The sequence below is a fragment of the Photobacterium chitinilyticum genome, from assembly GCF_004104355.1.
Classification (GTDB): Bacteria; Pseudomonadota; Gammaproteobacteria; order Enterobacterales; family Vibrionaceae; genus Photobacterium; species Photobacterium chitinilyticum.
This window is the reverse complement of record NZ_RJLM01000001.1, coordinates 1279946-1306041: the sequence shown is the minus strand read 5'-3', so window position 1 is coordinate 1306041 and position 26096 is coordinate 1279946. Positions and strand designations below refer to the sequence as shown.

The 26096-nt window shown below is 45.1% G+C and carries 25 protein-coding genes; 9 read left to right on the top strand and 16 right to left on the bottom strand.

What is annotated here, in order from left to right; genetic code table 11:
* The gene (locus EDI28_RS05610; RefSeq protein WP_128782813.1) at positions 1-612 is read left to right on the top strand and encodes a response regulator transcription factor; all 612 of its coding nucleotides are present in this window, start codon (positions 1-3) and stop codon (positions 610-612) included.
* Positions 613-734: 122 nt separating this feature from the next.
* Here the strand turns inward: EDI28_RS05610 and EDI28_RS05605 are convergent, their stop codons facing one another.
* From EDI28_RS05605 to torC, 4 genes are all read right to left on the bottom strand, one after another.
* On the bottom strand, positions 735-1301 hold the full coding sequence (locus EDI28_RS05605; protein ID WP_128782812.1) for an OmpH family outer membrane protein: 567 nt from the start codon (positions 1299-1301) through the stop codon (positions 735-737).
* 203 nt (positions 1302-1504) lie between these two features.
* Positions 1505-2158, bottom strand: coding sequence for a molecular chaperone TorD (gene torD, locus EDI28_RS05600; RefSeq protein ID WP_128782811.1), 654 nt, complete (start codon positions 2156-2158; stop codon positions 1505-1507).
* 214 nt (positions 2159-2372) lie between these two features.
* Complete coding sequence (torA, locus tag EDI28_RS05595; RefSeq protein WP_128782810.1) at positions 2373-4904, bottom strand: trimethylamine-N-oxide reductase TorA; 2532 nt, start codon at positions 4902-4904, stop codon at positions 2373-2375.
* 81 nt (positions 4905-4985) lie between these two features.
* Positions 4986-6152: a pentaheme c-type cytochrome TorC gene (torC, locus tag EDI28_RS05590; protein WP_128782809.1), complete on the bottom strand. Its 1167-nt coding sequence runs from the start codon at positions 6150-6152 to the stop codon at positions 4986-4988.
* Positions 6153-6352: 200 nt separating this feature from the next.
* On the opposite strand from torC, the gene torR reads away from it, so the two are divergent.
* Complete coding sequence (torR, locus tag EDI28_RS05585) at positions 6353-7066, top strand: two-component system response regulator TorR (RefSeq protein ID WP_128782808.1); 714 nt, start codon at positions 6353-6355, stop codon at positions 7064-7066.
* 476 nt (positions 7067-7542) lie between these two features.
* Here torR and panP read toward each other — a convergent pair whose 3' ends face one another.
* From panP to EDI28_RS05555, 6 genes are all read right to left on the bottom strand, one after another.
* Positions 7543-9192, bottom strand: coding sequence for a pyridoxal-dependent aspartate 1-decarboxylase PanP (panP, locus tag EDI28_RS05580; protein ID WP_128782807.1), 1650 nt, complete (start codon positions 9190-9192; stop codon positions 7543-7545).
* 162 nt (positions 9193-9354) lie between these two features.
* Positions 9355-10335 carry a DUF2860 domain-containing protein gene (locus tag EDI28_RS05575; RefSeq protein WP_128782806.1) on the bottom strand — a complete coding sequence of 327 codons (981 nt, stop codon included), beginning with the start codon at positions 10333-10335 and terminating at the stop codon, positions 9355-9357.
* A gap of 210 nt (positions 10336-10545) precedes the next feature.
* Positions 10546-11058 carry a hypothetical protein gene (locus EDI28_RS05570; RefSeq protein ID WP_128782805.1) on the bottom strand — a complete coding sequence of 171 codons (513 nt, stop codon included), beginning with the start codon at positions 11056-11058 and terminating at the stop codon, positions 10546-10548.
* A gap of 207 nt (positions 11059-11265) precedes the next feature.
* Positions 11266-11373 (bottom strand): MetS family NSS transporter small subunit, encoded by a 108-nt coding sequence (locus tag EDI28_RS05565; protein ID WP_128782804.1) that lies wholly within the window; start codon positions 11371-11373, stop codon positions 11266-11268.
* Between the two features lie 2 nt (positions 11374-11375).
* On the bottom strand, positions 11376-12857 hold the full coding sequence (locus EDI28_RS05560; RefSeq protein WP_128782803.1) for a sodium-dependent transporter: 1482 nt from the start codon (positions 12855-12857) through the stop codon (positions 11376-11378).
* A gap of 389 nt (positions 12858-13246) precedes the next feature.
* Positions 13247-13849, bottom strand: coding sequence for a hypothetical protein (locus tag EDI28_RS05555; protein WP_128782802.1), 603 nt, complete (start codon positions 13847-13849; stop codon positions 13247-13249).
* 146 nt (positions 13850-13995) lie between these two features.
* On the opposite strand from EDI28_RS05555, the gene cydH reads away from it, so the two are divergent.
* Both cydH and EDI28_RS05545 read left to right on the top strand, forming a co-directional pair.
* On the top strand, positions 13996-14085 hold the full coding sequence (gene cydH, locus EDI28_RS28085) for a cytochrome bd-I oxidase subunit CydH (protein WP_128782801.1): 90 nt from the start codon (positions 13996-13998) through the stop codon (positions 14083-14085).
* 105 nt (positions 14086-14190) lie between these two features.
* The gene (locus tag EDI28_RS05545) at positions 14191-15426 is read left to right on the top strand and encodes a patatin-like phospholipase family protein (protein ID WP_199287364.1); all 1236 of its coding nucleotides are present in this window, start codon (positions 14191-14193) and stop codon (positions 15424-15426) included.
* Between the two features lie 83 nt (positions 15427-15509).
* Here EDI28_RS05545 and EDI28_RS05540 read toward each other — a convergent pair whose 3' ends face one another.
* Positions 15510-16415: a manganese-dependent inorganic pyrophosphatase gene (locus tag EDI28_RS05540; RefSeq protein WP_128782800.1), complete on the bottom strand. Its 906-nt coding sequence runs from the start codon at positions 16413-16415 to the stop codon at positions 15510-15512.
* 528 nt (positions 16416-16943) lie between these two features.
* Between EDI28_RS05540 and EDI28_RS05535 the strand changes: the two genes are divergently transcribed.
* The 3 genes from EDI28_RS05535 to EDI28_RS05525 all read left to right on the top strand — a co-directional run bounded on the left by EDI28_RS05535 (position 16944) and on the right by EDI28_RS05525 (position 19549).
* Complete coding sequence (locus tag EDI28_RS05535; RefSeq protein ID WP_128782799.1) at positions 16944-18233, top strand: alpha/beta fold hydrolase; 1290 nt, start codon at positions 16944-16946, stop codon at positions 18231-18233.
* 83 nt (positions 18234-18316) lie between these two features.
* Positions 18317-18679, top strand: coding sequence for a hypothetical protein (locus EDI28_RS05530; protein ID WP_128782798.1), 363 nt, complete (start codon positions 18317-18319; stop codon positions 18677-18679).
* Positions 18680-18949: 270 nt separating this feature from the next.
* On the top strand, positions 18950-19549 hold the full coding sequence (locus EDI28_RS05525; RefSeq protein ID WP_128782797.1) for a GTP cyclohydrolase II: 600 nt from the start codon (positions 18950-18952) through the stop codon (positions 19547-19549).
* 74 nt (positions 19550-19623) lie between these two features.
* Here the strand turns inward: EDI28_RS05525 and EDI28_RS05520 are convergent, their stop codons facing one another.
* From EDI28_RS05520 to EDI28_RS05500, 5 genes are all read right to left on the bottom strand, one after another.
* Complete coding sequence (locus tag EDI28_RS05520; protein WP_128782796.1) at positions 19624-20334, bottom strand: phosphate ABC transporter ATP-binding protein; 711 nt, start codon at positions 20332-20334, stop codon at positions 19624-19626.
* A 52-nt stretch (positions 20335-20386) separates the two neighbouring features.
* Positions 20387-21247, bottom strand: coding sequence for a PstA family ABC transporter permease (locus tag EDI28_RS05515; RefSeq protein ID WP_128782795.1), 861 nt, complete (start codon positions 21245-21247; stop codon positions 20387-20389).
* Entirely contained in the window at positions 21244-22074 is an 831-nt protein-coding gene (locus EDI28_RS05510) for a PstC family ABC transporter permease (RefSeq protein ID WP_233353278.1), read from the bottom strand. The genes EDI28_RS05515 and EDI28_RS05510 overlap by 4 nt, the downstream gene beginning before the upstream one ends.
* A 39-nt stretch (positions 22075-22113) precedes the next feature.
* Positions 22114-22947, bottom strand: coding sequence for a phosphate ABC transporter substrate-binding protein (locus tag EDI28_RS05505; protein ID WP_128782793.1), 834 nt, complete (start codon positions 22945-22947; stop codon positions 22114-22116).
* 237 nt (positions 22948-23184) lie between these two features.
* Positions 23185-23556 (bottom strand): nuclear transport factor 2 family protein, encoded by a 372-nt coding sequence (locus EDI28_RS05500; RefSeq protein WP_128782792.1) that lies wholly within the window; start codon positions 23554-23556, stop codon positions 23185-23187.
* A 112-nt stretch (positions 23557-23668) separates the two neighbouring features.
* Here EDI28_RS05500 and EDI28_RS05495 point away from each other — a divergent pair, with 112 nt between their 5' ends.
* Both EDI28_RS05495 and emrD read left to right on the top strand, forming a co-directional pair.
* Positions 23669-24580, top strand: coding sequence for a LysR family transcriptional regulator (locus EDI28_RS05495; RefSeq protein WP_233353277.1), 912 nt, complete (start codon positions 23669-23671; stop codon positions 24578-24580).
* A 334-nt stretch (positions 24581-24914) separates the two neighbouring features.
* Positions 24915-26096: a multidrug efflux MFS transporter EmrD gene (emrD, locus tag EDI28_RS05490; protein WP_164918482.1), complete on the top strand. Its 1182-nt coding sequence runs from the start codon at positions 24915-24917 to the stop codon at positions 26094-26096.

The window sequence follows — 26096 nt, the reverse complement described above, 5'->3', positions numbered from 1 at the left end:
ATGTCTTGTCCGGTTTATTTGGTCGACGATGACCTTGCCATTATCGATTCGGTATCTTGGTTATTGGAAGGGGAAGGATTCGATGTACATGCGTTTCAAAATGCTGAGAGCTTCTTAAGCCAAGTCGAAATGGCTAATCCCGGTGTCATGTTGTTGGATATTAATATGCCAGGTATTGATGGTCTGGAGCTGCAAAAAAAGATATGCGAACAACAAACATGTTTGGTTGTTGTATTTCTTACCGGGCACGCTAATGTGGAAATCACCAAACTGGCGTTTAAACGTGGTGCCAATGACTTACTGCAAAAGCCTGTTAATGGCGAGGAGCTTTGCAATGCGATCGTACAGGCACAGGATCTGGCCCTTAGCCTTTCAACGTCAAGGCAGAGTAGTGCCGATTTGGAAGCGAAGGTCGCCTCACTGACAGAGCGAGAGAAAGACCTTATTCCACTCATTATTCAGGGAAAAACAAATAAAGTTATTGCCGATGAACTGTGTATAGCATTACGAACGGCCGAAATTCATCGCCATAATTTATTTAAGAAGATGGGGGTGTCGTCGGGTATTCAACTTGCCTTCGAAGGGCAAAGGATCCTTGACCTATTAAGCTAGAACAGTCTCGTGGGTTGTATGGGCGTTTTATAATTACCGAATTTTAAACAGCCTTGCGTAACCTGTCAGGTTCTTCAGGCATATGGGCCAGATCCTGACAGATTACTACGGGAGACTTTATATTACTGAATAGCCTTTACCAGGCTACTGAGTTCTTCGACTAGCTGCTCAGTCTTAGGATCTTGAGCTTTCATTGCTACCAACATATCTTTTTGTAGTTGATCTTGCATCGCCATCAGCTCTTTATCGGCAATGATTGCCTGGCGTTGTTCTGCCATTTTTTGCTTAGCTGCGGCAAATTCTGTTATTAGCTCACTACGCTCTTCTTCGCTAAGAGAAGCATCTTTTACTTGCTCTTGGATCTCTTGTGCCTTGGCGATGAACTCTTCTGGTTCATAACCAATTTCATCGGCTTTTTTCTTGAATTCCCCTTCGAGTTGCTTGGCCTGTTCTGCCAGTTCAGGGTTTTCTTGTAGGGTTTGCTGTCTGATGCTCGTTAGGTCGCGTTGTATCGCATTTATACGATTTACCGTCTCTTTTTGCGCGGAAGGAGAATTTGCTGTTACGTTACTGGCGTTTACCTGCGGAGCCAATAGCATCATAGATAAAAGAACCAGAGGCAAAGACATTTTAATAAACCAGCTCTTCATTGACGGGGATTGTTTCATTAGCGTTTCGATATTATGCATTGCTGATATCTCTTTGTGGTCTGTGTTGCACTAATCTATCGAAGCTGAGAACGGCAAATGTCAGTTAAATGTCATGAAAGCTGTGCGTTAGCTGAACAGGAAGCGGGAAGGAAATAGACGAGGAATGTCGGTAGAAAAAAGCCGGCAATCCATTTGCCGGCAACATGAGATAGCGAGTTCAGCCTTGGTGATGGCTGATTGGATTATTGTTCTTCGCCCGCAAGAAATGCGGAGTCTAACTGACAGAATGCCACCAGCAGATTGACTGCTGCAGTATAAAAACCAAACTTGTCGCGTGAACTACATGCCTGAGCAAACGCCGGTAACCAGTTTAGTAGCATTGACTCGATGAACTTATGCTGCGCCTGCATTACATCTTCCGCTTTTTGCTCGTTTTCTTGGTGGTTGGCAAGAATGATCAGGTTACCCATGAAATCCAGCTCGACAGCAACGTGATCGGCAGGCTCATTGAATTCTTTACGCTGGGCAATATTATAGTCAGCCATCAGCTTGTTCATGTCTTGCGCGGGCTTATCGTTGAGTAGACCGCTTTCACCTACATACATAGATGCGTAGGGAAGGGCGCCAGTTTTAGGTGTGCTTAGGAACAGGCCACAAAAATCAGCGGCAAGTTCAAGCTGCGCATCTTCGCGGGTTTGTAGGTTATTCAAGGCTTCGCGAAAAGCTTCGACTGGCTGTTTCAATTCCGGTGTCATACCGAGGCCAGATAAGAAGGTGAGCATCTCATCGCCATGGTACTCTGCTATATCGTCTTCTGTCAGTTCTCGAGAGAGAAGAGAAGACATCCACCAATAAATTTCTGCACGTTGTTCGTTGAAAGCAATAAACTCTTGCATGGGTACTCCAGAGTAAAGCGTACCGGCTTATAAGGTTTTTATCCTGCCGGCTTGCATAAAACATATTCAGATAGAACATTGGGTTAATCAATTATTATATGTGAATAGGCTCTTTTGGGGGGAATAAAAGGCAATGAAAACGAGGACATTACCCTTTTTTTCCTCAATATTGCCAGAGACGTATTCGTCTCTGGCAATCAATTGGTTCGTAAGCTTATGCCAGATCCATCGCCGGGAATAACGGGTTAATATCCGTTACTTGTTCCGGACCGTTGAAGCCAGTTACTGCCGGTACTTTGCCGGTATATTTTTCAATCTCAACCAGTGCAGAAGCCGCCGATGTTGCCTGGGCCAGTTTTGATGAGCCGACATCCTGAGTCAGAACGTTTGGATCGCCGTAAGTACAGATAGTTCCGGCCTTACCACCTTCTAGCGGGCTATACCATGCACCTTCGTGGATACGACAAACACCTGATTTGTAGTCGTCAGTAACAACGGCACCGGCAAGAACTTCACCGCGGTCGTTGAATACGCGTACGATGTCGCCAGATTTGATACCACGTTTTTTGGCATCTTGGGTGCTGATGTATACCGGTTCACGGTCTGCTACTGAGTAAGTTGCACGGTGATCTGTAGACGAACAAAGCTGTGAGTGCAGACGGTGGTTAGGGTGCGTACTTTGCAGGTTCAACGGGAACTTGTTTGAACGAGGACCGCCGTGGCTGCGCTCATTCTTCTCGAACCACATTGGGTGACCCTGACAATCGTCGTAACCCATATCTGCAATCGTCTTACAGTAGATTTCGATCAGGCCAGAAGCAGTACCCAATGGCTCCAGATCTGGTTCCTTTCGGAATGATTCGTGACGGATCCAGTCTTTGCCTTCTGGGAATTCAATGAAACCTTCGCCTTCCCAGAACTTCTTGAAGTTAGGCATGCGCACACCAATGCCACGACCTTGAAGACGTGCACCGTTATAGATTTGCTCAATCCATTCCATCTGAGTTTTACCGCCAGTGAATGCTTCTTCACGGTCATAACGGCGGCATAATTCACGGAAGATATCGAAATCGTCTTTTGCTTCGAACATTGGCTCAACCACTTTAGGCATAGCAATAATACCTGCGTTTGAGTGGTTACCGTATTGCTCGATATCGTCGCGCTCGTGCGTGGTTGTTGCAGGAAGAACGATATCGGCAAAACGACATGTTGCCGTCCATTGGTGTTCAACAGAAACAACGGTTTCCAGTTTACGCCATACCTTGATCATCTTGTTACGATCTTGGTGGTGGGTGAACGGGTTGTTGCCACAGAATACAGCCATTTTCATCTCAGGGAATTTCACATCGTGACCGTTCCACTGGATCGTTTTTCCTGGGTTCTCAATACAGTCAACAAAACGTGCTACCGGGATGTAGGTTGAGTAACCGTTGAATGAACCATTGTGAATAGGGTCAACACCTGTCACACCGCTAAAGCCTGACATTAGAGGGCCGTTTGAGGTGGTAGAACCGGCATCATTGTAGTGCCAGCCGAAGCCGAAGCCGCCGCCAGGTAGGCCGATCTGGCCTAGCATTGCTGCAACCACAACAAGCATCCACGCGTACTGCTCACCGTGCTGCATGCGCTGTAGACACCAGCCGCCGATGATCTGAGTACGGCCGGAAGCCATTTGGCGAGCCAAGGCACGAATCTCATCAGCTTCAATGCCACAGATTTTTTCTGCCCACTCAGGTGTCTTCTCTACGCCGTCTTTCTCACCGGTTAGGTAAGGAACGAATTTAGCAAAGCCTGTCGTGTAGTCTGCAATGAAATCCTTGTTGTACAGATTTTCGGTATACAGAGTATGGGCGATAGCTAGCATCAACGGTACATCGGTCTGCGGGTTAACTGCGATTTGCTCACCGCCAACCGCTTTCTGAGTCTCAGAACGAACCGGGTCAATGTAGATCACCTTGATTTCGTTGTTCTTCACTTTTTCAGCCAGTTGCTGATAGTAGGCATACGGACTGTGATCCGGTACTAGCCAGCCAACCTGTAGGTTTTTAATTGGGTCAGAGCCCCAGATAACGATAGTGTCAGAATTCTCAAGAACAAGCGGCCAGGATGTCTGCTGCTCGTATACTTCCATTGCACCCGCAACGTAAGGAAGAACAACCTGCGCGGCACCTGTGGAGTAGTCCCCCATTTTACCAAGGTAAGTACCGTGAAGGCCAAGTGCTCGGCTCATCATGGTACCGGCCGAGTGTAGTTTACCCACTGACTGCCAGCCTGTGTGGCCGCCATATAGTGCACTAGGGCCATAGTTGTTCTGTACACGCTCCATTTCGTGGTAGAAGAAATCTAGCGCCTGAGACCATGGCACACGTACGAAGCGGTTATCGCCACGCTGAGATGTGTCAGATTTGAAACCGTGCTTCAGCCAGTCGATACGTACCATTGGGTACTTTACACGTGCCGGGTTGTAAACTACCTCACGAACACCGTTGATCATTGTTGTTGGGTGTTGGTCTTTCTCGAAAGGAACCGTATCTACCCAAACGCCGTTCTCAACTTTAGCGCGGAAAGCTCCCCAGTGAGATCCAGAAAGTACATTACCGGTGAAGCTTGCTTTGGTGTCTGCAGCAGCCATTGCCTTGCGTGGTGCTAGTAGGCTAGTACCTACGACAGTCGCTGCACTTGCCGCAACCATTCCAGACAGGAAGCGACGGCGTGAAACGCCTTTATTTAGAATTTGAGTCGCCATAGAGGAAATCCTTAAATTAAAATTCTTTTGCAAAGGGCGGGGTAGGGAGTGATTGTGTTGATCAACCCCGCCTCTCAGGAATTAGTGTGCGCCAGCGCCACCGGTGTCTTTACCGTGGTTCTGTAGGTACTTCAGCAGAGTACGTTCTTCGGTCTTGCTAAGACGGTAATAGGCACTCATTGCATTAAGGCCGGAGATCCAACCGTTGGCTGTGAAGTGCGCTGGGTCTGGAGCGGCGTGGCATGCATTGCAAGTTGATCCGTAGATGTCTTCTGCGTAGTTCCAGATTGGCTTGATATTGTCGATCATGTCAGCTGTTGTGATCCAAGCCTCAACAGAAACGTGCTGCCATACAATGTCAGTTGCGCTGTCAGTTTGCTCTTCGATTAGCTGTTCAGTTGCCTTCACATCACCACGGATAGTTGCCTTGAAAACACGTTTACCCATGTATTCAGTCATTACGCGGCCTTTACCTGCTTTCTCTAGCCAGCCGTCAACCTTGATTTTCAGCATGTCATCTTTACGCTCAAGCACCGTTACTTCTGATGCAGGAAGTAGCTTACCTTCAGCTTTACCGTTGGCATCTGCGGTGGCGTATAGATCTTTCTCACCCAGAGAATATAGGGTCTTAGATGCTGCACCTTGTGTGTTTGCTGTTGATTGCAACTCTTCGAAATCTTTCTGGAAGCCACCAGCCATGTTAGGAAGTTCGTGGGCAATACCTTTGTGACATTCGATACAGTTCATGTCAGCGGCTGCCGCTTTTTTCATTTCCATTGCTGCTTTTGCAGACTGCTTGCTGTGATCCATATCGTCATAAGAGTGACAGCTCTTACAAGTTTTAGAGTTCTGGCCGCTCATACGAGCCCAGACGGCTTGAGCCATTCCTAGACGTTCATCTTCGAATTTTTCAGGGGTGTCAATCTTACCGGTCACGAAGTGGTGGTAGAGATCTTTAGCCGCTTCTAGTTTGCGGAAAACTTTGCCTGGGAAGTCTTTTGGCTGGTGACAGTCTGTACAAACAGCTTGTACGCCTGAAGCATTTTTGAAGTGAACAGATTCTTTGTATTCTTCGTAGTTCTGTTCCATGGTGTGGCAAGAGGTACAAAATTCGATAGTCGAGGTGACTTCAAAGCCCTTGTGGACCACAAATGTGCCCGCAAGTGTAATACCGATACCGACTAACACCAACGCAAGGATTGGATACTTGCTGCTTGGTTTAATCAACTTTTGCCAAAGTTTTTTCATAGTGGAAGATTCCATAAAAGAATGAGTGTCTACCGTAAATAACGGTGACGTATAATTTTTTATGGTTTAATCTTAATTCCGCGATATGAATAAGGATATGGGTGGCGGTTAACAGAATAGTCGGCTTTATGACAAATTGTTAATAACCGCGTGTTGTGCTACCGTTTTAAAGACTGCCGAAAATAAATAAAGAGATAAAAATGAGTCATCACGTACTTGTTGTAGAAGATGAGATTGTTACCCGTACAAAGCTTGTTGGGTATTTTGAAAATGAGGGTTATAAAGTCAGCCAAGCCGAGAGCGGTGATCAAATGCGTGAGATCATGGCGACTGAAAAAATTGACTTGGTAATGCTTGATATTAATTTGCCTGGTGAAGATGGCTTGCTATTAACCCGAGAGCTGAGAAGTCGCTCCGAGGTTGGTATTATTTTGGTAACTGGCCGTACCGACAGTATTGATCGTATTGTTGGTTTGGAAATGGGTGCAGATGATTACGTAACCAAACCATTTGAGTTGCGTGAGTTGCTGGTACGCGTGAAAAACTTGTTGTGGCGCATGTCTTTAGTAGAAAAAGCGCGCGATGAGACCATGGTTGAATTGCAGGAAGACAGCATTATTCGCTTTGGTGACTGGCAGTTCGATATCAATAAGCGAGCACTGACCCATAACGGCGTTCCAGTAAAATTGACCAAGGCCGAATACGAGTTGTTAGTAGCGTTCTCCTCTCATCCAAATGTTGTTCTTAGCCGTGAACGTATATTAAACATGCTTAGCCACAGAGTTGAAGCTCCCAATGATCGTACCATTGATGTACTAATTAGAAGAATGCGCTCGAAGATGGAAATCGATCCTAAGAACCCACAGATTTTTGTCACTGTTCATGGTGAAGGTTACATGTTTGCTGGTGATTAATTAGTACATATATTTACAATAACTATTCAAATGCTTGCTGTGATTAACTGACATATTTTGAAATAATTAAGCCGACATACGGGGTATGTCGGCTTTTTTATTGGGAGCTTATTGATGTTTTTATTGATCTCGCTCAATGGATGTTAATTGTTGTTAACAAGTTGGTTGTGAACTATTTGTATTTTTTATTGAGGCTGTTGATGTTTGTGTGGCTTATATTTTAAGAATTGATACCCCAATAGTGAATTTTTAAATAAATTTATATGTCATTAGTTGAAATAAATTCAGATTTTTTCACTTTTTGACGTGATGATATTTTGTCTTGCAGAGCTTAGGGAAAGCATTTTATTGATGACAGGCTAAACAATAGACAGTTGAGTGGTTAAAATGTGGGCGATCATGCCTGTTGATAAAAAAAGCCGGTGTGTATTACCGACTCTTTTTTTAATTTCAGCACTAACTATTAAGTAAGGCGGTCATCGTTCGCTTAAAATTTTCTCGGTTAATGAAATTATTTCCGGATAACTAACCTCACTTTGAGGCGCTAGTGCTTTTTGCTCGCACAGAACGTCTTGTAAAATTTTGTCAGTGGTCAGTGGGTTCGCCAGTACTACCCTTAAAACGGTTGTAATTTTTCTGTCCCATTTATCTGGGGTGATCCGTGTGCGAGATACAAACGATTTACCTGATTCACGTTGTCTTTTTTGAATGAATTTGGTCAGATCGTTAAGTGCATCCAGTAGTCGTTCTCTTTGCGCCGGCGTGGCGATTTTTAGTGCACGCTGAGTTGCTTCAGGAACGTAACGATATGTCAGCAGACATAACTCGGGTTCAGAGATCAGTTCGAAATCAGGATGCGAGTTGATTAACTGCGCAAAGTACTTGGCCTTCTCGATGCTGTTATTAATCAGCAATTCATAGCCCGGACGGCTAATAATATTCATGCTGGCAAATAGCAGCATTGCCATACCGCTTCGTGAGCCTTCCAACGTGTGGCTACCAAGGTCTTTTGAACCTTTACGAAGTATGTATTCGGCATGATGCTCAATGGCTGTCATCAATGCCGGATTTTTGAAAATGACCATGCCTGCACCCATTGGAACATAGAGTTGCTTATGGGCGTCAATGGTAACTGAGTCTGCGCGCTCGACTCCTTTTAGGAGTGAGCGATATCTGTTCGACATCAATGTTGCACCACCCCAGGCGGCATCAACATGGAAATGGCAACCGTGCTCTTGGGCAATATCAGCAAGTTGGTCGAGCGGGTCGATATTGCCTGTTTCGGTTGTGCCTGCCACGCCAACAATTGCAAAGGGTTTGATGTTGCGGGCCTTGAGCGAAGCAAGCGTTTTGTTCAGTTCATCTAGGCAGATTCGGTTATTATCGTCTGTCTTGACCGAAATGACGTTTTCGCGGCCAATACCTAAGACATCAGCTGCTTTTTTCAATGAATAGTGACCACGTTCTGACACCAATATCGCCAGATCATCGTAACCGTAGTGTTTCATGGCGCGGTACAGTCCTTCTTGTGCTACCCCACGGAATTTACCATCAGGCTTTAGGACATTGTTGCGGGCAACCCACAAGGCTGTGATATTGGCAACAGTACCACCGGAGCAAAATGCCCCGAGGGAATGGTTGGCGCTGTGCATCCACTGTTGGTAAAACACTTCTTCTTCATTGAAGATCAGGTTATGCAGCATCCCCAGTACTTGGCGTTCAAGTGGGGTGAATGCTTTCGATGTTTCAATTTTGACCAGGTTCTGGTTCAAACCAATCATGATCTTTGACAACGGCATCAAAAAGTACGGTAGTGCCGATGTCATATGACCAATAAAGCTCGGCGCAGAGGTGTGTACTGACTGAGCCACGAGCTTGTCTAATAAGAAATGTGTGTGTTCAGAGACGAAAGCCGGATTTTCCGGGATATCGGCCGATAAGAAATCTTTCTCGATTTCAGCAAGCGGCTTTTCTCGGGCCGCAATGTGCGTCTGTAGAAACGCATTGAGGTTTTCCGATATTTCTTTCTCAATTCGACCTAGTGTCGAATCAGGTGCCTCTGGCACTGTAAATATGCGATGCAGCGACTCTTCGGAAGCATCGGCTTGTCTGTTATCAACTGCCATATTTAGCTGTTACTTAAGGTGAAAGTTGGCAAATTGTTGCTAATTTAATGCAATTTGCGACGCTTGTCTCGAAAAACTTGACTACAAATCACTGTTCAACATAACAGTTTTCCGAGAATGAGGACCAAAAACTGGCTGTATTTGACCAGCTTATAGTGCATGTCAGAACTTATAGTTGATACCCGCACTGAAGAGTAGGGCATCTTCGTCATAGAAGTTAATATTGGAATTGCTCTCATTATAACCAGCTAACGATACGAGCCCCCAATTTTCCCAACCAAACGGTTCCTGGTACTCATAGGCGAGGAATACACCCCAACGATTGTCTTTCTGACGTTCACCAAAGATGGGATTGGTCTCATCAAATTCTGCCAAATCATAGCTCAGTGTCAATGCGAGGCTGGAACTCGGTAGCAGTTGAATGATACCGATTTCTGCTCCGTATGTATTATTGGCCATAGCATCACCATCTGCGGCAAGACGTGTATAACTCACGGCACTTCGCAGCATTTGATCTTGGGTGATAAGTTTGAGGTAGCTAAGTTGGGAGAAAAAAATGTCCCCTTCGCGTATTAACAAAGCTTGGTCTTCAGCACTAAGGTTGTGTTGGCCACTCTTCTCTGTATCTATTTCTTGCTTGCCGCCTGATAGCTCTACAGAGAAATTGGACCCCAGAATACGATTATATTGCAGGCGTAGGCCTTTAATGGTGCTATCCGTTTCGGTGCGCGACTGATTGGTCACGAAGGGATCTTCCCAGGTATCGCTCGAGAGCAGACCGGGTACATAACTGACGCTAATTTGACCGTTGTCGGGGATACGTTGCCGATAGCCCAATTCGACATGAAAACGTCCCAACGCTATATCCGAACGACTGGTACCAAAGTACACCTGTTTGTCAGCTTGCTGAAAGGTGTAGCTAACCGTACCTAGCGGGCTTAAGAAGCCCTTGCTTTGAGCTCTTCCGTTGTTGGTGAGATCCGCCGTGACGTTGTTATCGGTATTAAACTGCGACGTTGTCTCTGTATAGCCTGCCAGAAATGAAATATCGCCACCGAAACCTGGTGTCCACTCTTTGCCTTGGTTGGCAAATGCTGTTGTAGAGACAATACTGGCGACTAGACAGAGTCTTAAAGGCTTCATGAGTTTGCTCCTTGCAAAAGCCACAAGATTTTAAGGTCATGACTTTATTGATAAAAAAGCCACTTATACGCCAATCTAGAATACGCTATGTCATTGAAAGGTTAAATAACTAATTTGAAATGAAAACTTCATCGAGGGAGTAATTGTTGTTAATGAGTACAATCTTAACACCGAGAAAACCATAGCAATCCCGGTGGTTAACGTTGGAGGTTATTTACAGTCAATGGCAGCAATAGCTGTCATTTTTTCATTGTATGCATTTAAAGGTTTGTCGATATTACCCGGATGAGTAAGCAGATCTGCGAATGCACTACGTAATTCATAGTTTTTCTCATGCGGTTTGCTCTGACGATCGTCAAAAGATTTTTTAGCAAAGTGGCCAAGCTCGTTATCCTGTTGGGCAAGGGCCTTTACGTCTTGTTGTGTCAATTTTAGCCATGTTTCAATGGGCTGTTCGAGATCAAGCTGATCTTTGTCATTGGCCAAGTACCAATCAACGGCTTCGCGATTTAGCTCAAAATGGTGTTTGCGACCCTCAAGGAACCATTGGCCAACTTCTTCAAGGTTTTGATCTTTCTTAACAGCTAGGTCAACCAGGCTTTGATACCAAGATAGAGAAGCATCAACATACTGATGGTATTTATCACTTTCACAACTGGTGGGTGCCGCGAGTACAGACGACGGGAGTAGAGCGAGAGAGAGTAAAATAGCAGGTAACTTCATTGCCTTTCCTTGAGTGCGACTTTTGTTAATTATATTTACTTTGTGCATCTGATTGTAACGATATGATAGAGATAAGGAAAAGGATTCTTTACGAGAATGAATCACGGTTTGCAAAGTTTCTGTCCAAACCTTGAATTATGTATCTTGGCCATAAAAACGATAGAGGCTCCGAAGAGCCTCTATGAAATTATGTTTAACGAATAGTTGCTACTGGCTTTGTTTTTGCTTTTTCATGGCTACAGAGATGCAATATGCTGCTCCCCCCCATGTAATGCCCAAACCAAACAACATCATGATAATTGCACCGAATGTCATAGTTATGCCTCCTGATGAGATTGTGGTTTAGATGCCAAGTTGATAAGAACAGCAACAACAAACATTGCAGCTACCAGTCCCCAGCCTAGCATCAGCAGATCTGACATTGCGTAGCCACCGTAACCATCGTTGAAAGTGTTCACCAAGTTTGTTGTCAGAATAATAGCCAGCATTGCAGGGCTCAGGAAGCGGATACATACTTCAAACCATTTGCCGATACTGAACTCAGAGATGTTGTTCACATAACTGCGTACATCAGCAACCTTGAATAGCCAACCAATAACCGCCAGTTCAATCAAGCAGCTTGTTAGCAGCGCAACGTTGTTGATGAAGTAATCTACCAGGTCAAGCAGCAGTAGACCGCCGTTGGTTGCAAAGGCCATCGAAACAACAAAACCGGTACCACACACGATTGAAGCCGCTTTCTTACGTGACCAGTTTAGTTTGTCGATAATGGCTGCTGTTACGGCTTCGATAATCGAAATGTGCGAGCTTAAACCTGCTACAACAAGTGCAAGGAAGAACAGTGGGCCCAGAATATACGGAGCTGGTAACAAGTTAATTGCCGCTGGTATGGTTACAAATGCCAGACCGACCCCGGCAGACACCACTTCAGTGATCGGTTTGGCTTGCTCTTGAGCCATGTAGCCAAGTACACCAAAGATCAGAACACCCGCAGTGATTGAAAAACCACAGTTGATCAATACAGTCATGAATGCGTTGTTGTTGATATCTGATTTTTCTGGCAAATAGCTAGAGTAAGCAATCATGATGGCAAAACCGACACTCAGGGTGAAGAAGATTTGACCGTAGGCTGCAGACCATACCTTGGCATCCAGAATTTTGCTGAAATCAGGTTGGAATAGATAGTTAAGTCCGTCTAGCGCACCAGGTAAAAAGACGATGCGGGTAATCAAGCCAATAACCATTAGGAACAGCAATGGCATCATGATCTTGCTTGCTCGCTCAATACCACCTTTTACACCAGTAAAGATAGCTGCGAACGTGATTGCCCAGGCAATTGCCATTGGAATTGCAATATGAAGTTGTAGGCTACCCAGTTTACTCGGTGAGTTGTCACCCAGCTTTAGATACTCGCCAAAGAAGAAAGCATTGGTATCACTACCCCAGCTTTGATTGAAGGAATAGCTTAGATAAGAAATTGCCCAACCGATAACTGCAACGTAATAAACAGCAATAATCGCAGCAATAAATACCTGAAACCACCCCAGCCACTCTAACTTACCGCCCATTTTAGAGAATGCACGGGGTGCAGCACCACGAAGTTTATGACCAAGACTGAATTCCATAATCATAAATGGAATACCGGCAGTTAACATGGCGAAAAGGTATGGAATAAAAAATGCGCCGCCGCCGTTCTCGTAAGCCATGTAAGGGAAACGCCAGATGTTTCCCAGGCCTATTGCTGACCCTACTGCTGCTAGGATAAATCCTGCGCGAGAGCCCCATTGTTCGCGTTTCATAAACATCTCCTTATGTACTGCAATACTCTATGAAACAAGTAATTCAAAGTTAATTATTCTAGGTTTTCACTTCCTGAAACGTGGGATCTGGATTGAAAAACCACGTTAATAGCTTGAGATTAACCATAGAAAAAATGTAAAGCAATAGACTATAGGTTTGTTAATGACGTGGTGCCTTAGTGTTAACTCTTGCGTTTTCTGCGAACTGCTACACAAAGATGTAGGAAGGTGGAACTCTAGGCAGATGAATAAACTGCCTATTAAAGCTTGGCTAGGTGTAAATATTATTTTTTCCGGTTGATGATATTGACTGATAAATCAGCAAAATATAGCGGTTAAAGGAGGGAAGGTTCTAGAAGGCCAGATAATCCAGCCTTTAGAACAAATACTCAGAAAGAAAATGTAATGCCGACATTCGTTTGAAACTGAGTAAGCCATTCCGAATCAATACTGATAAGGCAAGTTTGAGCCCCTGTTGGGAGCTGGCAGATAGCAGAAGTATCGCCGTCAATGAGATTGGCAAGCCATCGAGCCTCAAAAACAAGTCGCGTGCTACTGTTGATGTGATATTCGATACCGCCCAGGAGCCCTGCGGAGAACAACAGATCATCCTTTGACCACTCTGCATCAACGATAGTACCGCCGAGACTAGCTCCAAAGAAAGAATCCCAGAGGGTAAAGGTGTTATATCGAATAGCACTTTGAAGGTGAACATAAGTGAATGAGCCGTCACCCTGAATATCTGTATATTCATTGGGCTGGTGGCTAACAAACAGTCCTACACGCCCTAAGTCCATATCTGTTTCTAAAGCCAATGCAATGTGGGGATCACTTTCAGTTCGGATTTCAATACCGTTTTCATCAGTGATCCGGTCAGAAAAACTGTAGCCGACATAAGGGGTAAGGTAGATAGTATTCTCAGCAAATACGGGGGTTGAAACGAAAGTTACAAAGGCAGCGCCAATGAGAGTTGCAATTATCGATAGCTTCATTATTTGACTCAACTCCTCTGATTCAATGTATATCTAATTGTGACAGTAATCTGAAAATGCTGCTTTTTAATTAGTCATAAGCTTGAACTGCCCCTAAACTAAAGTTAAGGCTATGTTAAAACATTGCAGTTAGTAGGGATACAGGTATGGAATTTGATTTAAAACTAGCTCTTTTCAGTGTTACAGTCGTGATGACAGTTATACTGAGTTTCGGAATCATCGCAATTACTGCGTAACAGGTTAATAATTTGGTGTTTTTCATAGTGATGTTCCGGTTCAGTTAAACTAAGGATGGTACACTGTCGACAGTGAATTCTCGTGTTCTTAGATGTGAGTGGACTATGGTGAATCATCTGCCGTTTAGTTTAAGTGATTTCGATCTACAACTTGTTAACACCTTCTCGTCGCAGTTGCTGAGTGCAAAAAAGAAGAAGATTGCGCTAGTTGTACAAGGGGGAGGGCAGCGGGGCATTTTTACCGCGGGCGTTTTCGATGCATTCCTTGACGCTGAATTTGACCCTTTTGAGCTGTATGTCGGGACATCTGCTGGAGCCTTGAATCTTTCCTCTTATATTAGTCGTCAGCCCCAGTTCGGCTATCAGTTTATTGCCAATTACACTACTGACAATGAATTCTTCAATTTATATAAATATTTGAGTAAACAAAAGTCGATGAACTTAGACTGGGCGTTGCAAACCGTTGCGCCCGGTGGGTCACTGCAGCTTGATATCGCAACGGCTCGTCAGGTATTAAGACACAGAGCCGCACTGGCTTGTGCAACCCGTAAAGACACTCTTCAGGATATTTATCTGCCAATGTTCCAGAGTGACTGGCGTGAAGTACTTCGGGCATCTTGCGCGATTCCTGTTATTTATAATCAACCTGTTAATTTGCGTGATCTTGAATGGGTGGATGGAGGTGTCAGTGCCGCGGTGCCAGTCAAAGAAGCGTGGCAACGTGGAGCTGATCTTATTGTCGTTGTGCGAACCGAGCCGGTGCAGACGTTGGATGGGGAAACCAGTCCCTTTAATGATTGGCGGGAAAAAATTGAAACGGTTTTGCCTGACTATATTGAGAAGCTGAGCCTGAATGAATCGCTGGACAAGGTCAAAGCAATCCGAAGCGATCTTACCCAGCGTCTTGAGCAATGGAAGTTATGGAATGACAAACCGTCGGGTAAACCCGAGATTCATTCACCTCAACTTCAGCCGCTGGATCCTAATGGTGATAGTAGCCAAATTATCACGCCACGAAGCAGCAACTGGAGATTATTGTCAGCAGACAACATTGAGCGTTTTTTATCAATAGCCGGAAAAGGGAAAAGTGCTGAGATCATTGAAATGCTTAACCGTTACTATCGAACTTACGATGAACTCAACGGTTTTTTGCTTAACCCGCCCGATGGCCTGAAAGTGATCCAAATTACGCCGGAGCGGCCGCTACGAAGCCGAGCTTTGCTAAGTGATAAAGATGATCTTGAGATGGACTACCGGGAAGGAAAGGTTGTGGGGCGCCACTTCATTGAACACTTTGCGGAAATTCTCAATGAAACGACGGCACTAACACCAAAGCATTAATCTCTACAGAATCTAGCCTTGGGAAGCAGAACAAAAAAAGGAACGCCGCGGCGTTCCTTTTCATTCGGTTCAGAAAGGTCTGATTATGCCAGAACCTTCTGTAGCCAAGGCCAGCCTTGTTTCTTGCGGCTTAGCGTGTTTTCCATCATTAGAAAATCATTTTCTGCAAACTGATCAAGGATCGCATTCCACTCGCCTTTGTACAGTAGGCGTGTGGTGCTGGTTGTGATGTCAGTCAGCATAAGTGCGGCCATTGCCAGGCCTTCTTCGTCACAGCGACGCTGTAGGTCAGCATTTAGCTCGTCGATCATGCTATCTACTTGCTCAAGTGTTGCAAGTTCGATTTGGCCGACAACAACGTCACGATCGTTAAATGGGTAAGCCTTCAGATCTTTATCAACCAGTTGAGCCGCTGATAGACCTTGGATGTCAGTTTTCGCGATAAGAAGTTCTTTGATGAACAGGTCCAGATCTTCAACACCAGCAAGAGGAGCAAGTTCTGCAACTGCATCCTTGTCTTTTTGTGTGCATGTTGGAGAAGCGAAACCAACAGTATCACTTAGAATTGCAGACATCATTAGTGTTGCAAGTTCACGTGTGACTTCAGTGTTTTCCATCTTGAATAGATTGAACATGATGGTACAAGTACAACCTACAGGCCAGATCCATGCTTCTAATGGGTTAACCGTCATCACATCGCCTAGGCGGTGGTGGTCAACAATACCGACGATTTCTGCATCGGCAATATCGTCAGGTGCTTGCGCAAGATCTGAGTAGTCAACAAGCCAAACTTTTTCGCCAGCAACGCCTGTGCACATTTCTGGTTGATCAACACCTGCTTGAGCTAGGATGTGCTGAGTTTCGCGGTTAAGTTCGCCTTGACGGACCGCTTTAGCTTCTAGGCCACGTGCTTTAAGAAGCTCTGCAGCAACTAGTGCTGAACAGATGCTATCGCTATCAGGGTTTTTGTGCCCAACTACTTGAATCATGTTGTTTCCTTTACTGCGTCGAGTACAGCTTCACATGCTGTAAGACTGAATAAAATAGATCTTCCTGAGAGCGATGCTCAAGATCAGGACAGAAATAGTAAACCGGGCAATTTTAGAGCTTTTAAAATAAATAACAATTGAAGTTGCGTAAAAAAGGTGAGGTTGCTTAAATCCCCGCCTAATTCACGATGCTGTAGGCTGTTTTGGCTCATATCGGTGATTTTGTCCTGACAAAGTATTTCACGACATTTTGTACCATTTATGTAATAGCCAGGCTTTAAATAGTTGTCACAATCTAATTCTCTGTCATCAAAGTTAATTGTGACTGTTCCAGCAAAGAGTGCGCAGGGGCACACCCTAATATCAGATGATTATGATGAACGCCCGGCTTTTGCCGGGCGCTTTCGTATTTGGTGATGAAGTGTATTATTTACAGTATGTTACCAATGGTTAGTTTTGGGTTCTTGCTATACCATCTGGCACATAGCAATAAGAAATTAAGTCAATCATTGATAAAGGGAGAGTAAAGTGCAGTTAGCTTATTTCGTTGAAAACATGTTATGTCGGCAGCACCAGTTTGCCTTGCCCCTTGACTATGCCAATCAAGACGGAGAAAAGGTAACGGTTTTTGCCCGGGAAATCGTATTAAAAGAAAACCAAAATGCTGAGCTGCCGTGGCTTGTTTATCTGCAAGGAGGCCCCGGTTTTCCATCCCCCCGTCCCGATGCTAACAGTGGCTGGTTAAAGCGGGCACTGCAGCAGTATCGAGTTCTATTACTTGATCAGCGTGGAACTGGTAACAGCCAGGTTATCAGCGCACAAACACTGACAGGAAAAACGACTCCCGAACAGGTGGCCTATCTTGCCCAGTTCAGGGCAGACAACATAGTACGTGATGCTGAAGCTATTCGAGAGCAACTCGGTGTTGAAAAGTGGGCATTGCTGGGGCAGAGCTTTGGTGGTTTTTGTACGTTTCATTATTTGTCATATTTTCCTGCAAGCTTGACAAGAGCCTATATCACGGGCGGGATCCCGTCATTAACACGTCATGCTGATGACGTGTATCGGGCGACTTACAAGCGGGTACTGGATAAAAACAAGGCATTTTTTAGCGAATTCCCTCAAGCACAGCTGATGTGCAATCAGATTGCCGATCATTTACTTGCCAATGAGGTCAGGTTACCAAACGGCCAAATCTTTACAGTTGAACAATTCCAGCTTATCGGGATTAATCTCGGTCGAAGCGGTGCAAATGTGGCAATGTATTACATGCTTGAGGGGGCTTTTGTCGAGGTCAATGGTACGCTTCAACTAAGCTATCGTTTCCTCAATGAGATGCTTGCGGAGCAGTCTTATCTGACCAATCCAATCTATGCCATTTTGCATGAAGCGATCTATTGCCAAAATTCAGCTTCGCAATGGTCGGCCCATCGTATACGTTCAGAATATCCGCAGTGTCAGCATGAGCTGGGTAAAGATTTTTGTTTTACCGGCGAGATGGTATATCCATGGATGTTCGATCAGCTGGAAACCCTGAAACCGTTGAAAGCTGCAGCCGAGCAACTGGCTGATAAATCTGACTGGCCTTCGCTATATGATCTTGAACAGTTGGCTAACAACGTTGTTCCTGTCGCGGCTGCCGTATATGTCGAGGATATGTATGTTGAATTTGACTTTAGCCGCGAGACGTTAGCGCAGACTGCGAAGACAAGTGCCTGGATGACCAATGAGTATGAGCATAATGGCCTGCGTGCAGATGGTGAGCATATTCTGGGTAGGTTGATTTCTCTTGCTGATGAACTTGAGCAGCGCGAGTGAGTGATGGTCGTTATTTACCGTAATTAGCTTTTTCGACATTAAAGTTGTATATATATTGCAACTTTAATGTCAGGGGTATAAAAATGAACGAAAAAACAGGAACCTTTAGACTTTTGGGTCTACTACTCCCTGTTGTACTTAGCTTTTGGTTACTGGCTGCGCACTTTTTACGGAGCGGGAATCTGTTGTGGTTTGGGCTACTGCTTGTACTCCCGTTATTGCTCGTTGTGAAGCGTTCATATATCGCGCGTAGCATACAGTTTGGCCTGTTGGTTGCGACAATAACCTGGGTGCAGATTACCTATCAGATGTTGATGAGCAGAATGATGATGGGGGATGACTGGCAACGAATGGCGATCATTATGGGAGCCGTTATATGTTTTACGCTTCTTTCGGCATGTACTTTTCTGCACTCTGAACTTGAACGTCGCTATGGCCTGAAATAAGTGCTTTTTCAATTGTTGCAACTAGAGGCATAATGAGATGCGCTCATAATTGTTATAATATAACAATTTATATTGTTAGTAGCGGCCATACTAATAGTGACAGCCTGGCTGCTATTGCAACAAGAAGTGCTGTAGTGCTGTTTTAGTGCAATAATTTTAGATATCATCTAAGCAACAAAAGGAATGCTCAAATTCCATACAAGTACTTTAAGATCAAAGTATTATGTGGGTTGGGTATATAGTAAGGTTACAGAAGTACTTAGGAACAACATGGTTAATGTACGGGCGCGAGTGCCTTTCAAAGTCGGCTTGAACAGTGATATTGAAGCCGACCTGCTTTCTTTTAACGGGCTTGAGTCAGGCAAAGAGCATGTTGCCCTGATTTTTCAGGACGCTGATAAACAATCTGAGCCTCCATTGGTTCGGATGCATTCCGAATGCTTGACTGGTGATGTTTTCCATTCTTCGCGTTGTGACTGTGGTGAACAGCTTGACGAAACACTGAATAAAATGGGTGAGCAGGGCGGTGTGTTACTGTACTTGCGTCAGGAAGGGCGAGGTATCGGTTTGTACAATAAAATCGATGCATATGAACTTCAAAGTCAGGGAATGAACACTTATGAAGCCAATAACCACCTAGGTTTTGGTGATGATTTACGTGATTTCACAGAAGCCGCTCTCATGTTGAAATCGTTAGGCATTTCCGATATTCGCCTGATCACCAACAATCCCAAAAAGATTAATGAGCTGGAAGCGTTGGGTATCATAATTTCTGAAGTTGTTGGTACCAAGGCTCATGTTAAAGACGGTAACGAGAGTTACCTACGAACAAAAGCAAGCCGCGGTAAGCACCGTTTTAATTTTGATTGATTTGACCAATCCTCTGTCTCTTGATCACTGCTGTGATCAAGAGATTATACCTCTGCCGTTTTATTTTACCCGCATCAAGCAAGCCTTCCTTGTTCTAAATGAATAACTTGATCTGCTAAATTCTCAGTTTGCAGCGCAGAATGTGAAACCATCACGATAGTATATTGGGTCGCCAGTTGACGGATAAGTGTCTCAACTTGAGTTGTTGTTTCGGGATCCAGTGATGCAGTCGGTTCATCAAGTAGCAATATTTCCGGTTCAAGGGCAAGAGTCCGCGCTAGGCACAGGCGCTGTTGCTGACCGCCGGAAAGTGAACAGGCCGACATATCTAGGCGATCTTTTACTTCTCCCCACAATGCTGCTTGAGTGAGTGCTGTAGTTGCTCTCTCTTGTGCGGCTTCTCCTTTGAGGTGACAGACCACACTAAGCGGTAGCAGTAGGTTCTCTAAAATGGTGCCGGGCAATAGTTGAGGATGTTGAAAGACCATTCCGACTTTACGGCGAAGATCTGGAAGTTGGTGTGTTTTCAGGTTGTTTACAGAAAGTGATTTCCCGCTAAGAGACAAGGTAATATCTCCCTGGGTATAACAGTTATCGAAGCAATCATTGAGTCGGTTAAGCGCTCGCAAGAGGGTCGTTTTGCCAGAGCCTGAAGCTCCTGTCAGCATATGAATTTGATTTTTATACAGGTTAACACTGATATCGGAAATTATGGGCTGCTTGTCAAAAACAATATTGAGATCGGAGATTTCTCCAGCCAGTGAAGGAAGTATTGTTTTTTTCATATAGTAGTTACTTTCATCCTATAGTCGCCTTAATATCATGGTTGCTCTTGTATTAGTGTTGCCGTGAAGAGGTACGTAGCAAAAAGTTTGATACGGAAAAGATTGTGGCAGTGAGGCATAACAAAGTGAGAGCTGCTCCGAAGGCCATTTGGAGCTCTGCATCACTCTGGTATTGGGCACTGTAATAGAAAATCGTAAAAGGCAGTGCTTCGTAACGTTCAAATACCCCGCCGGGCAAACCAGCATTTGCAACAACGCCTGTTAGCATTATTACGGCGGTATCTTCTGCAGCTCTGCCTGCAGCCAGCATAATACCGCCAGATATTCCTTTAGCGGCTTGTGGTAACAGCACCATCCGTAAAGCCTGCCAGCGTGTCATACCAAGAGAAAGAGCAGTTATCTCAAGTGACGGGGGAAGGGCATTTAAAGTGGTTCGGGTTGCGACGGCTAAGTATGGGATGATCAATAATGCAAGGCTCAAAGCAGACAGCACTAAACATGTGTTAGCGGAGGGGAGTAACCAGTTTCGTAGAAACAAGATTAGGGTAAAACCGAACAGTCCCATTAAAATAGAAGGGATACCAGCGAGGATATCAATACCAAAAGCGACCAGTCGACTAAATCGTGAGTCTGAACTTGTGGCGAGCCATATACCTGTTGCCAGACCTGGAATTAAGGCAATGGATAAAGCGAAGGTAACAACTGTTATTGTTCCGATACAGGCTGGCCAGATCCCATCCCATATAGGCTCAAGACCGAATATTGCCTTTATCGTATCGGCATCACCAAAAAAAAGCGAGAGGCTAAAGGCCGGTGCACCTCGGCTAAGAATAAAACCAAGTAACGCAGTCAGACAAATGAGTAATCCGATAGTGCAACATAGGCACCATAGGTGGAACAGTCTTGCTTTCATGACATGTCCTTGGCGAGTGTTTTACTCTGAGAAAGTGCTATTTTCCTGATCAGAAGCGTGACCGTCATGCTGATCGCGAGTAAAAAAAGTCCTGCCGCAAACAGTGAATTATAGGTAGAGCTGCCATTTTCAGTCGCTATGACTAATCCAATATGGGCGGTTAGTGTTCGTATTGAGTCAAGTACGTTGCCAGTTAGCTGTGGTGCATTGCCTGCTAACATCAGCGGAAGAAGCGTATCGCCAATGGCTCGGCTAAAACCAAGCAATGCGGCAGTGGCCATCGCTTTCGTCGCGTTGGGTAGAATGAGATACAGTACAGTTTGTACATCGGTGAATCCCATCGAAATGGCGGTTAAATGTAGTTGGTTAGCTAACGGACGGCAATGGGAATCTAGTACCAAAACCATTACGGGCAAGATTAATAGTGTAACCATCACAGCGGTCGCGAGTAGGCAATACCCAGAACCATATCGAAAGGTCTCTCGTAGAAGGGGAACTAACAAAAATACGGCAGCAAGACCATAAACAACTGTTGGGATCCCTGCCATCATTCTCACTATTCGGCGGATCCATAAGGACACGCTTTTATAGCGTTCGAGCAAGCAGAAGCTTGTGATGCCAATGGCGATGGGAAAAGCGAGTATAAGGGCCAGCAGTGCAACCATTGTTGAGCCGAATACCATTGGCAGGATGCCATATTGGCCCTGTTCGGGTTGCCAGCTCAGCGAGAAGACTGAATCCCCCACACTGAAAAAAACAGGTAGGGCAAACCAGAGCAAGAAGCCAAAGAGTATGGTCATCAGAATGAATACTGTTGTAACTAACATCAACAGTATTCGTTCTGCTGTTATTGTCGGAGCCATCGTTTATTGATTGCTGACAGGAATATAGCCAGATGAACGAATGTACTCAGCACCTTGCGGGCTGAATATATAATCAACAAATACACGAGTTAGCCCTTGTGGATCGCCTTTGGTATTCATATACAGTTTACGTACAACTGGGTACTGTCCGGATGCACAGGCCTCATTGCTGGGATGGACATTATCAAGCATTGGGGCTTTGACAGTCTGGTCGATATAACCGACGCTGCTATATCCAATTGCAGCAGGATCACGGGCAATGGCAGTTTTCATCGCTCCATTGGATGGTACGACATTGGCATAACCGGCTAGTGCTACGTTATTCAGTAGCTTTTTGGCGAAAACGGCGCGGGTACCACTGGCTTCATCGCGAGTAAAGATGTTGATAGTTCGGTTATCGCCACCGAGTTGGTTCCAATTGGTGATCTTTCCCGAGTAAATATCTATGACTTGCTGGCTGGTTAACGCTTCAATAGGGTTTGCTGGGTTGATGATTGCTGCTACACCATCAATGGCGAAAGGAAGCGAAACGAGCCCATGTTTTGCTTCGCTTGGCTTGAGTGGCCGTCCTGTATTTCCAATATCTACCAGCCCTTTGGCAACTTGCTGGGCACCGACGCCTGAACCGCCTCCTGCAATGGTGATCCTAATGTCGCCATTTGTCTTCATGATAGACTTTGCAGCCTGTTTCATTACTGGAATATGTGCCGTACCACCGGAGATGTTAATGGTGCCCGACAGACCGTCGAATTTGTTTAGATCTGTTGCCTGAGTGAGAGAAGGAAGAAAACACGCACTACAGATTAGTAATCGAATAAAACCAGATTTACACCACATAATATCTCCATTTATTTTGAGCTGCTGTATCAGTGAGGTATTGAGCGTATAACGCACCACTGAGTGATACACATCGATTTGATGAAGTCGGAGATATTATGAATGAAGACCCATATTATCCATTGATTTAAATCATAATTTTCAGTTAGGGATATTATGGTCAATAGACACGTTCAAAAAATCCTCAAGGAAAATTGAGGATTTCAGTCTTTGTAGCGTTGAATGGTTAGGGGGCTATCAGCGCTCCCCCAGAACTTCAAAGTCATCATATTCCAGCTTTGCAGTGCCATCAGGCTGGATGATCCAGTGTTCTTCATGAACGGCTCCGAAGGCTTTGTTCATCGTCCACTCAGAGCGAAGGATGAAACAATTACTGTCCTTTTGCTCCCAGCTTGTATTTTGATATTCGACACTGGCATAACCCGAATCGATGATTTGTTGCCAGAAAGCGCGTATTTCTTCAGTGCCGGTAAATGTGCCGAATGGACGGGCATGCATAACGGCATTGGCCGTGTATTGGGCAGCACAACCAGCAGCATCTTGTTGATTGAATGATTTTTTCCATAGCTCAATGCCTGTTTTGAAGGTCTCTGGTACTCGAGTTTCCATTGTCTTTACCTGCTTTTTTTCAGTTATTGTTGATGAGTTAAGCATAAAAAAGATATTGGCAGTGAAAAACAGAGTAATATGTAAATACTGTTTAATAAAACTGAACAATGTTATGAACTATCTTCGTCATATGTCTGTGTTTGCCAAAGTTGTTGAGTGCGGATCGATAAGTGCGGCCGCCGAAGATCTGAGCTTGTCGAAATCGGTGATCAGTCAGCATCTGAAAGTGCTTGAGCAGGAATTGGGTATCACGCTGCTGAAAAGGACGACTCGCAGACAAACCCTGACAGCTGCCGGGGCTGCATTTTACGAGAAGTGTCAGCAGATGAACCAGCTAGCACAGGAAGCATGGGAAGGAGCAAGGGAAAGCCAGTTGACTCCGACAGGTTCGATAACGATCACTGCGCCGCATGCATTGATGGGGAATATTGTTGCGCCGGCAATCGGTGAGTTAGTGTCTGTGTATCCTGCGATCATTCCTCATCTAGTCGCTGATGATGGGCGGATTGATATTATCGAACACGGCATTGATCTTGCCGTCAGGGTTGGTGAGTCAGCCTCGAGCAGCTATCGTCAACGACGTATCGGTCAGTTTAGAGATATATTGTGCGGATCCCCGCAGTATATAAGTCAGTATGGCGATGGATTAGATTTTTCAGATGACTTGTCTGAGAAGATGGCTGTTTGTAACTACGTGGCAAATGTCTGGCAGGGTAAGTACGTAGTACATCACCTTCACCATCAATCCCAGTCTGAGCCGGTAACATTAATGATGCATCCAACTCGTTTTGCTGACTCCTTACCGACGACGCTGGCACTCATCGAGGCTGGTGCGGGGCTGGGCATTGTCCCTGAGTTTATTTTTAGTCAGCGCCAGCATGTCGGCTGTCTGGAAGAGGCGATTCCGGGGTCCTACCTTGCGCCAACCTCTGTTTATGCAACGCATGCTTTTAATAGCTCTATGCCTCTATTGGTACGGCTTTGTATTGAAGCTATCGAGTCCCGGCTGTCAACCCCAGCGTAAGCGTCAATGGACGCTATAGCCATCGTTGATATAAATATCTCGAATAATATCAAATGTAAATCAATTAGTTTTTCTAATCCAAATCATAATAATGTTTCGTGCTAAGTAGCACGCTAATTCCTTGCCTGATAGTAGTTTCCCTATTACTATCACCGTTCATCAAACAGAGCTTGAACCTAATATCTGATTAAACCTAGTGTTTAGTTTTACCTTGAGGTTAAGCCTGGTGTTTTATTCTGCTCTTGGTCGGTATTTCTCTAATTCACGACAAGTATTCTTTATTTTATTCTGTGATGAGGGACGGGTTGTGGTTCAGCAATTTTCTTCTGCTAGCATGGCGAAACTGTTATTTTTAATAATCATTCTGGCTGCGTCTGGTCAGATGACCCAAACAATGTACGTGCCATCGATCCCGGCTATGTCAGAGTTCTTTGCTGTTAAGTCTTCTTATCTGCAAGCGGTAATGGCTGCGTATTTAATACCCTATGGCCTTTCTCAGTTTTTCTATGGGCCGCTATCGGACCGGATTGGTCGCCGACCGGTAATCATTATCGGTATGGTCATCTTTTTGATTGGTACGCTGGGAGCCTTGGTGTCTCCATCGTTTGAATTGTTCTTGCTCGCCAGCTTTGTGCAGGGGCTAGGGACAGGTTGTGGCGGTGCAATGTGCCGTACCGTTACACGTGACTGCTATGATGGAGCAGATTTACACCGAGCCAATAGCCTCGTGAGTATGGGGGTGATTTTCTCACCGTTAATTGCCCCTGTGCTGGGCGGATATTTGTCTGCGGCATTCGATTGGCAAGCCAGTTATACCTTTTTGCTGATTTTCGGTGCAGTGGTGACGCTGGCAATGATGTTTATGTTTACAGAAACACTGCCAGTTGAGAATCGTCGCTCTGAGCGTGTTTGGGTGAGCTATCGCTATGTATTGGGTAATCGTCGTTTCCAAGGTTATGTTCTTTGCCTGATTGCTACCTTTGCCGGGATTGCGGTATTTGAGGCTGCTGCAGGGGTATTGCTTGGTAGTGTGTTAAATCTGGACTCTAAAACAGTGAGCTGGTTGTTCGTACTGCCTTTGCCTGGGTATCTGGCGGGATCATGGCTGTCATCAATGTTGGTTAAACAGCTTGGCAATGTTCGGGTTATGTATCTGGGGATGCTGGCAATTATTGCAGGAGCATTGGCCATTTTGATCCCGGGTATGGCTGGGTTAGTTACGGTAAGCTCATTAATTGGCGGTGCATTTATTTACTTTATTGGCGCTGGGATCTTATTTCCGGCGGCAACAACGGCAGCGATTCAACCTTTTCCACATCATGCCGGTACGGCAGGGGCCGTTCTTGGGGGGCTTCAGAACCTAGGTGCGGGGCTGGCTACTTTAGCGGCATCACTGATGCGTGCCGAAGATCAGTACAGCCTGGGTGCTGTGATGACGGTAATGGCGGTACTTGTAGTGCTCAGTCTGCTGTGGGTGCGACGTAGCTACCAACAAGATACGCCAGTATTGGCATAA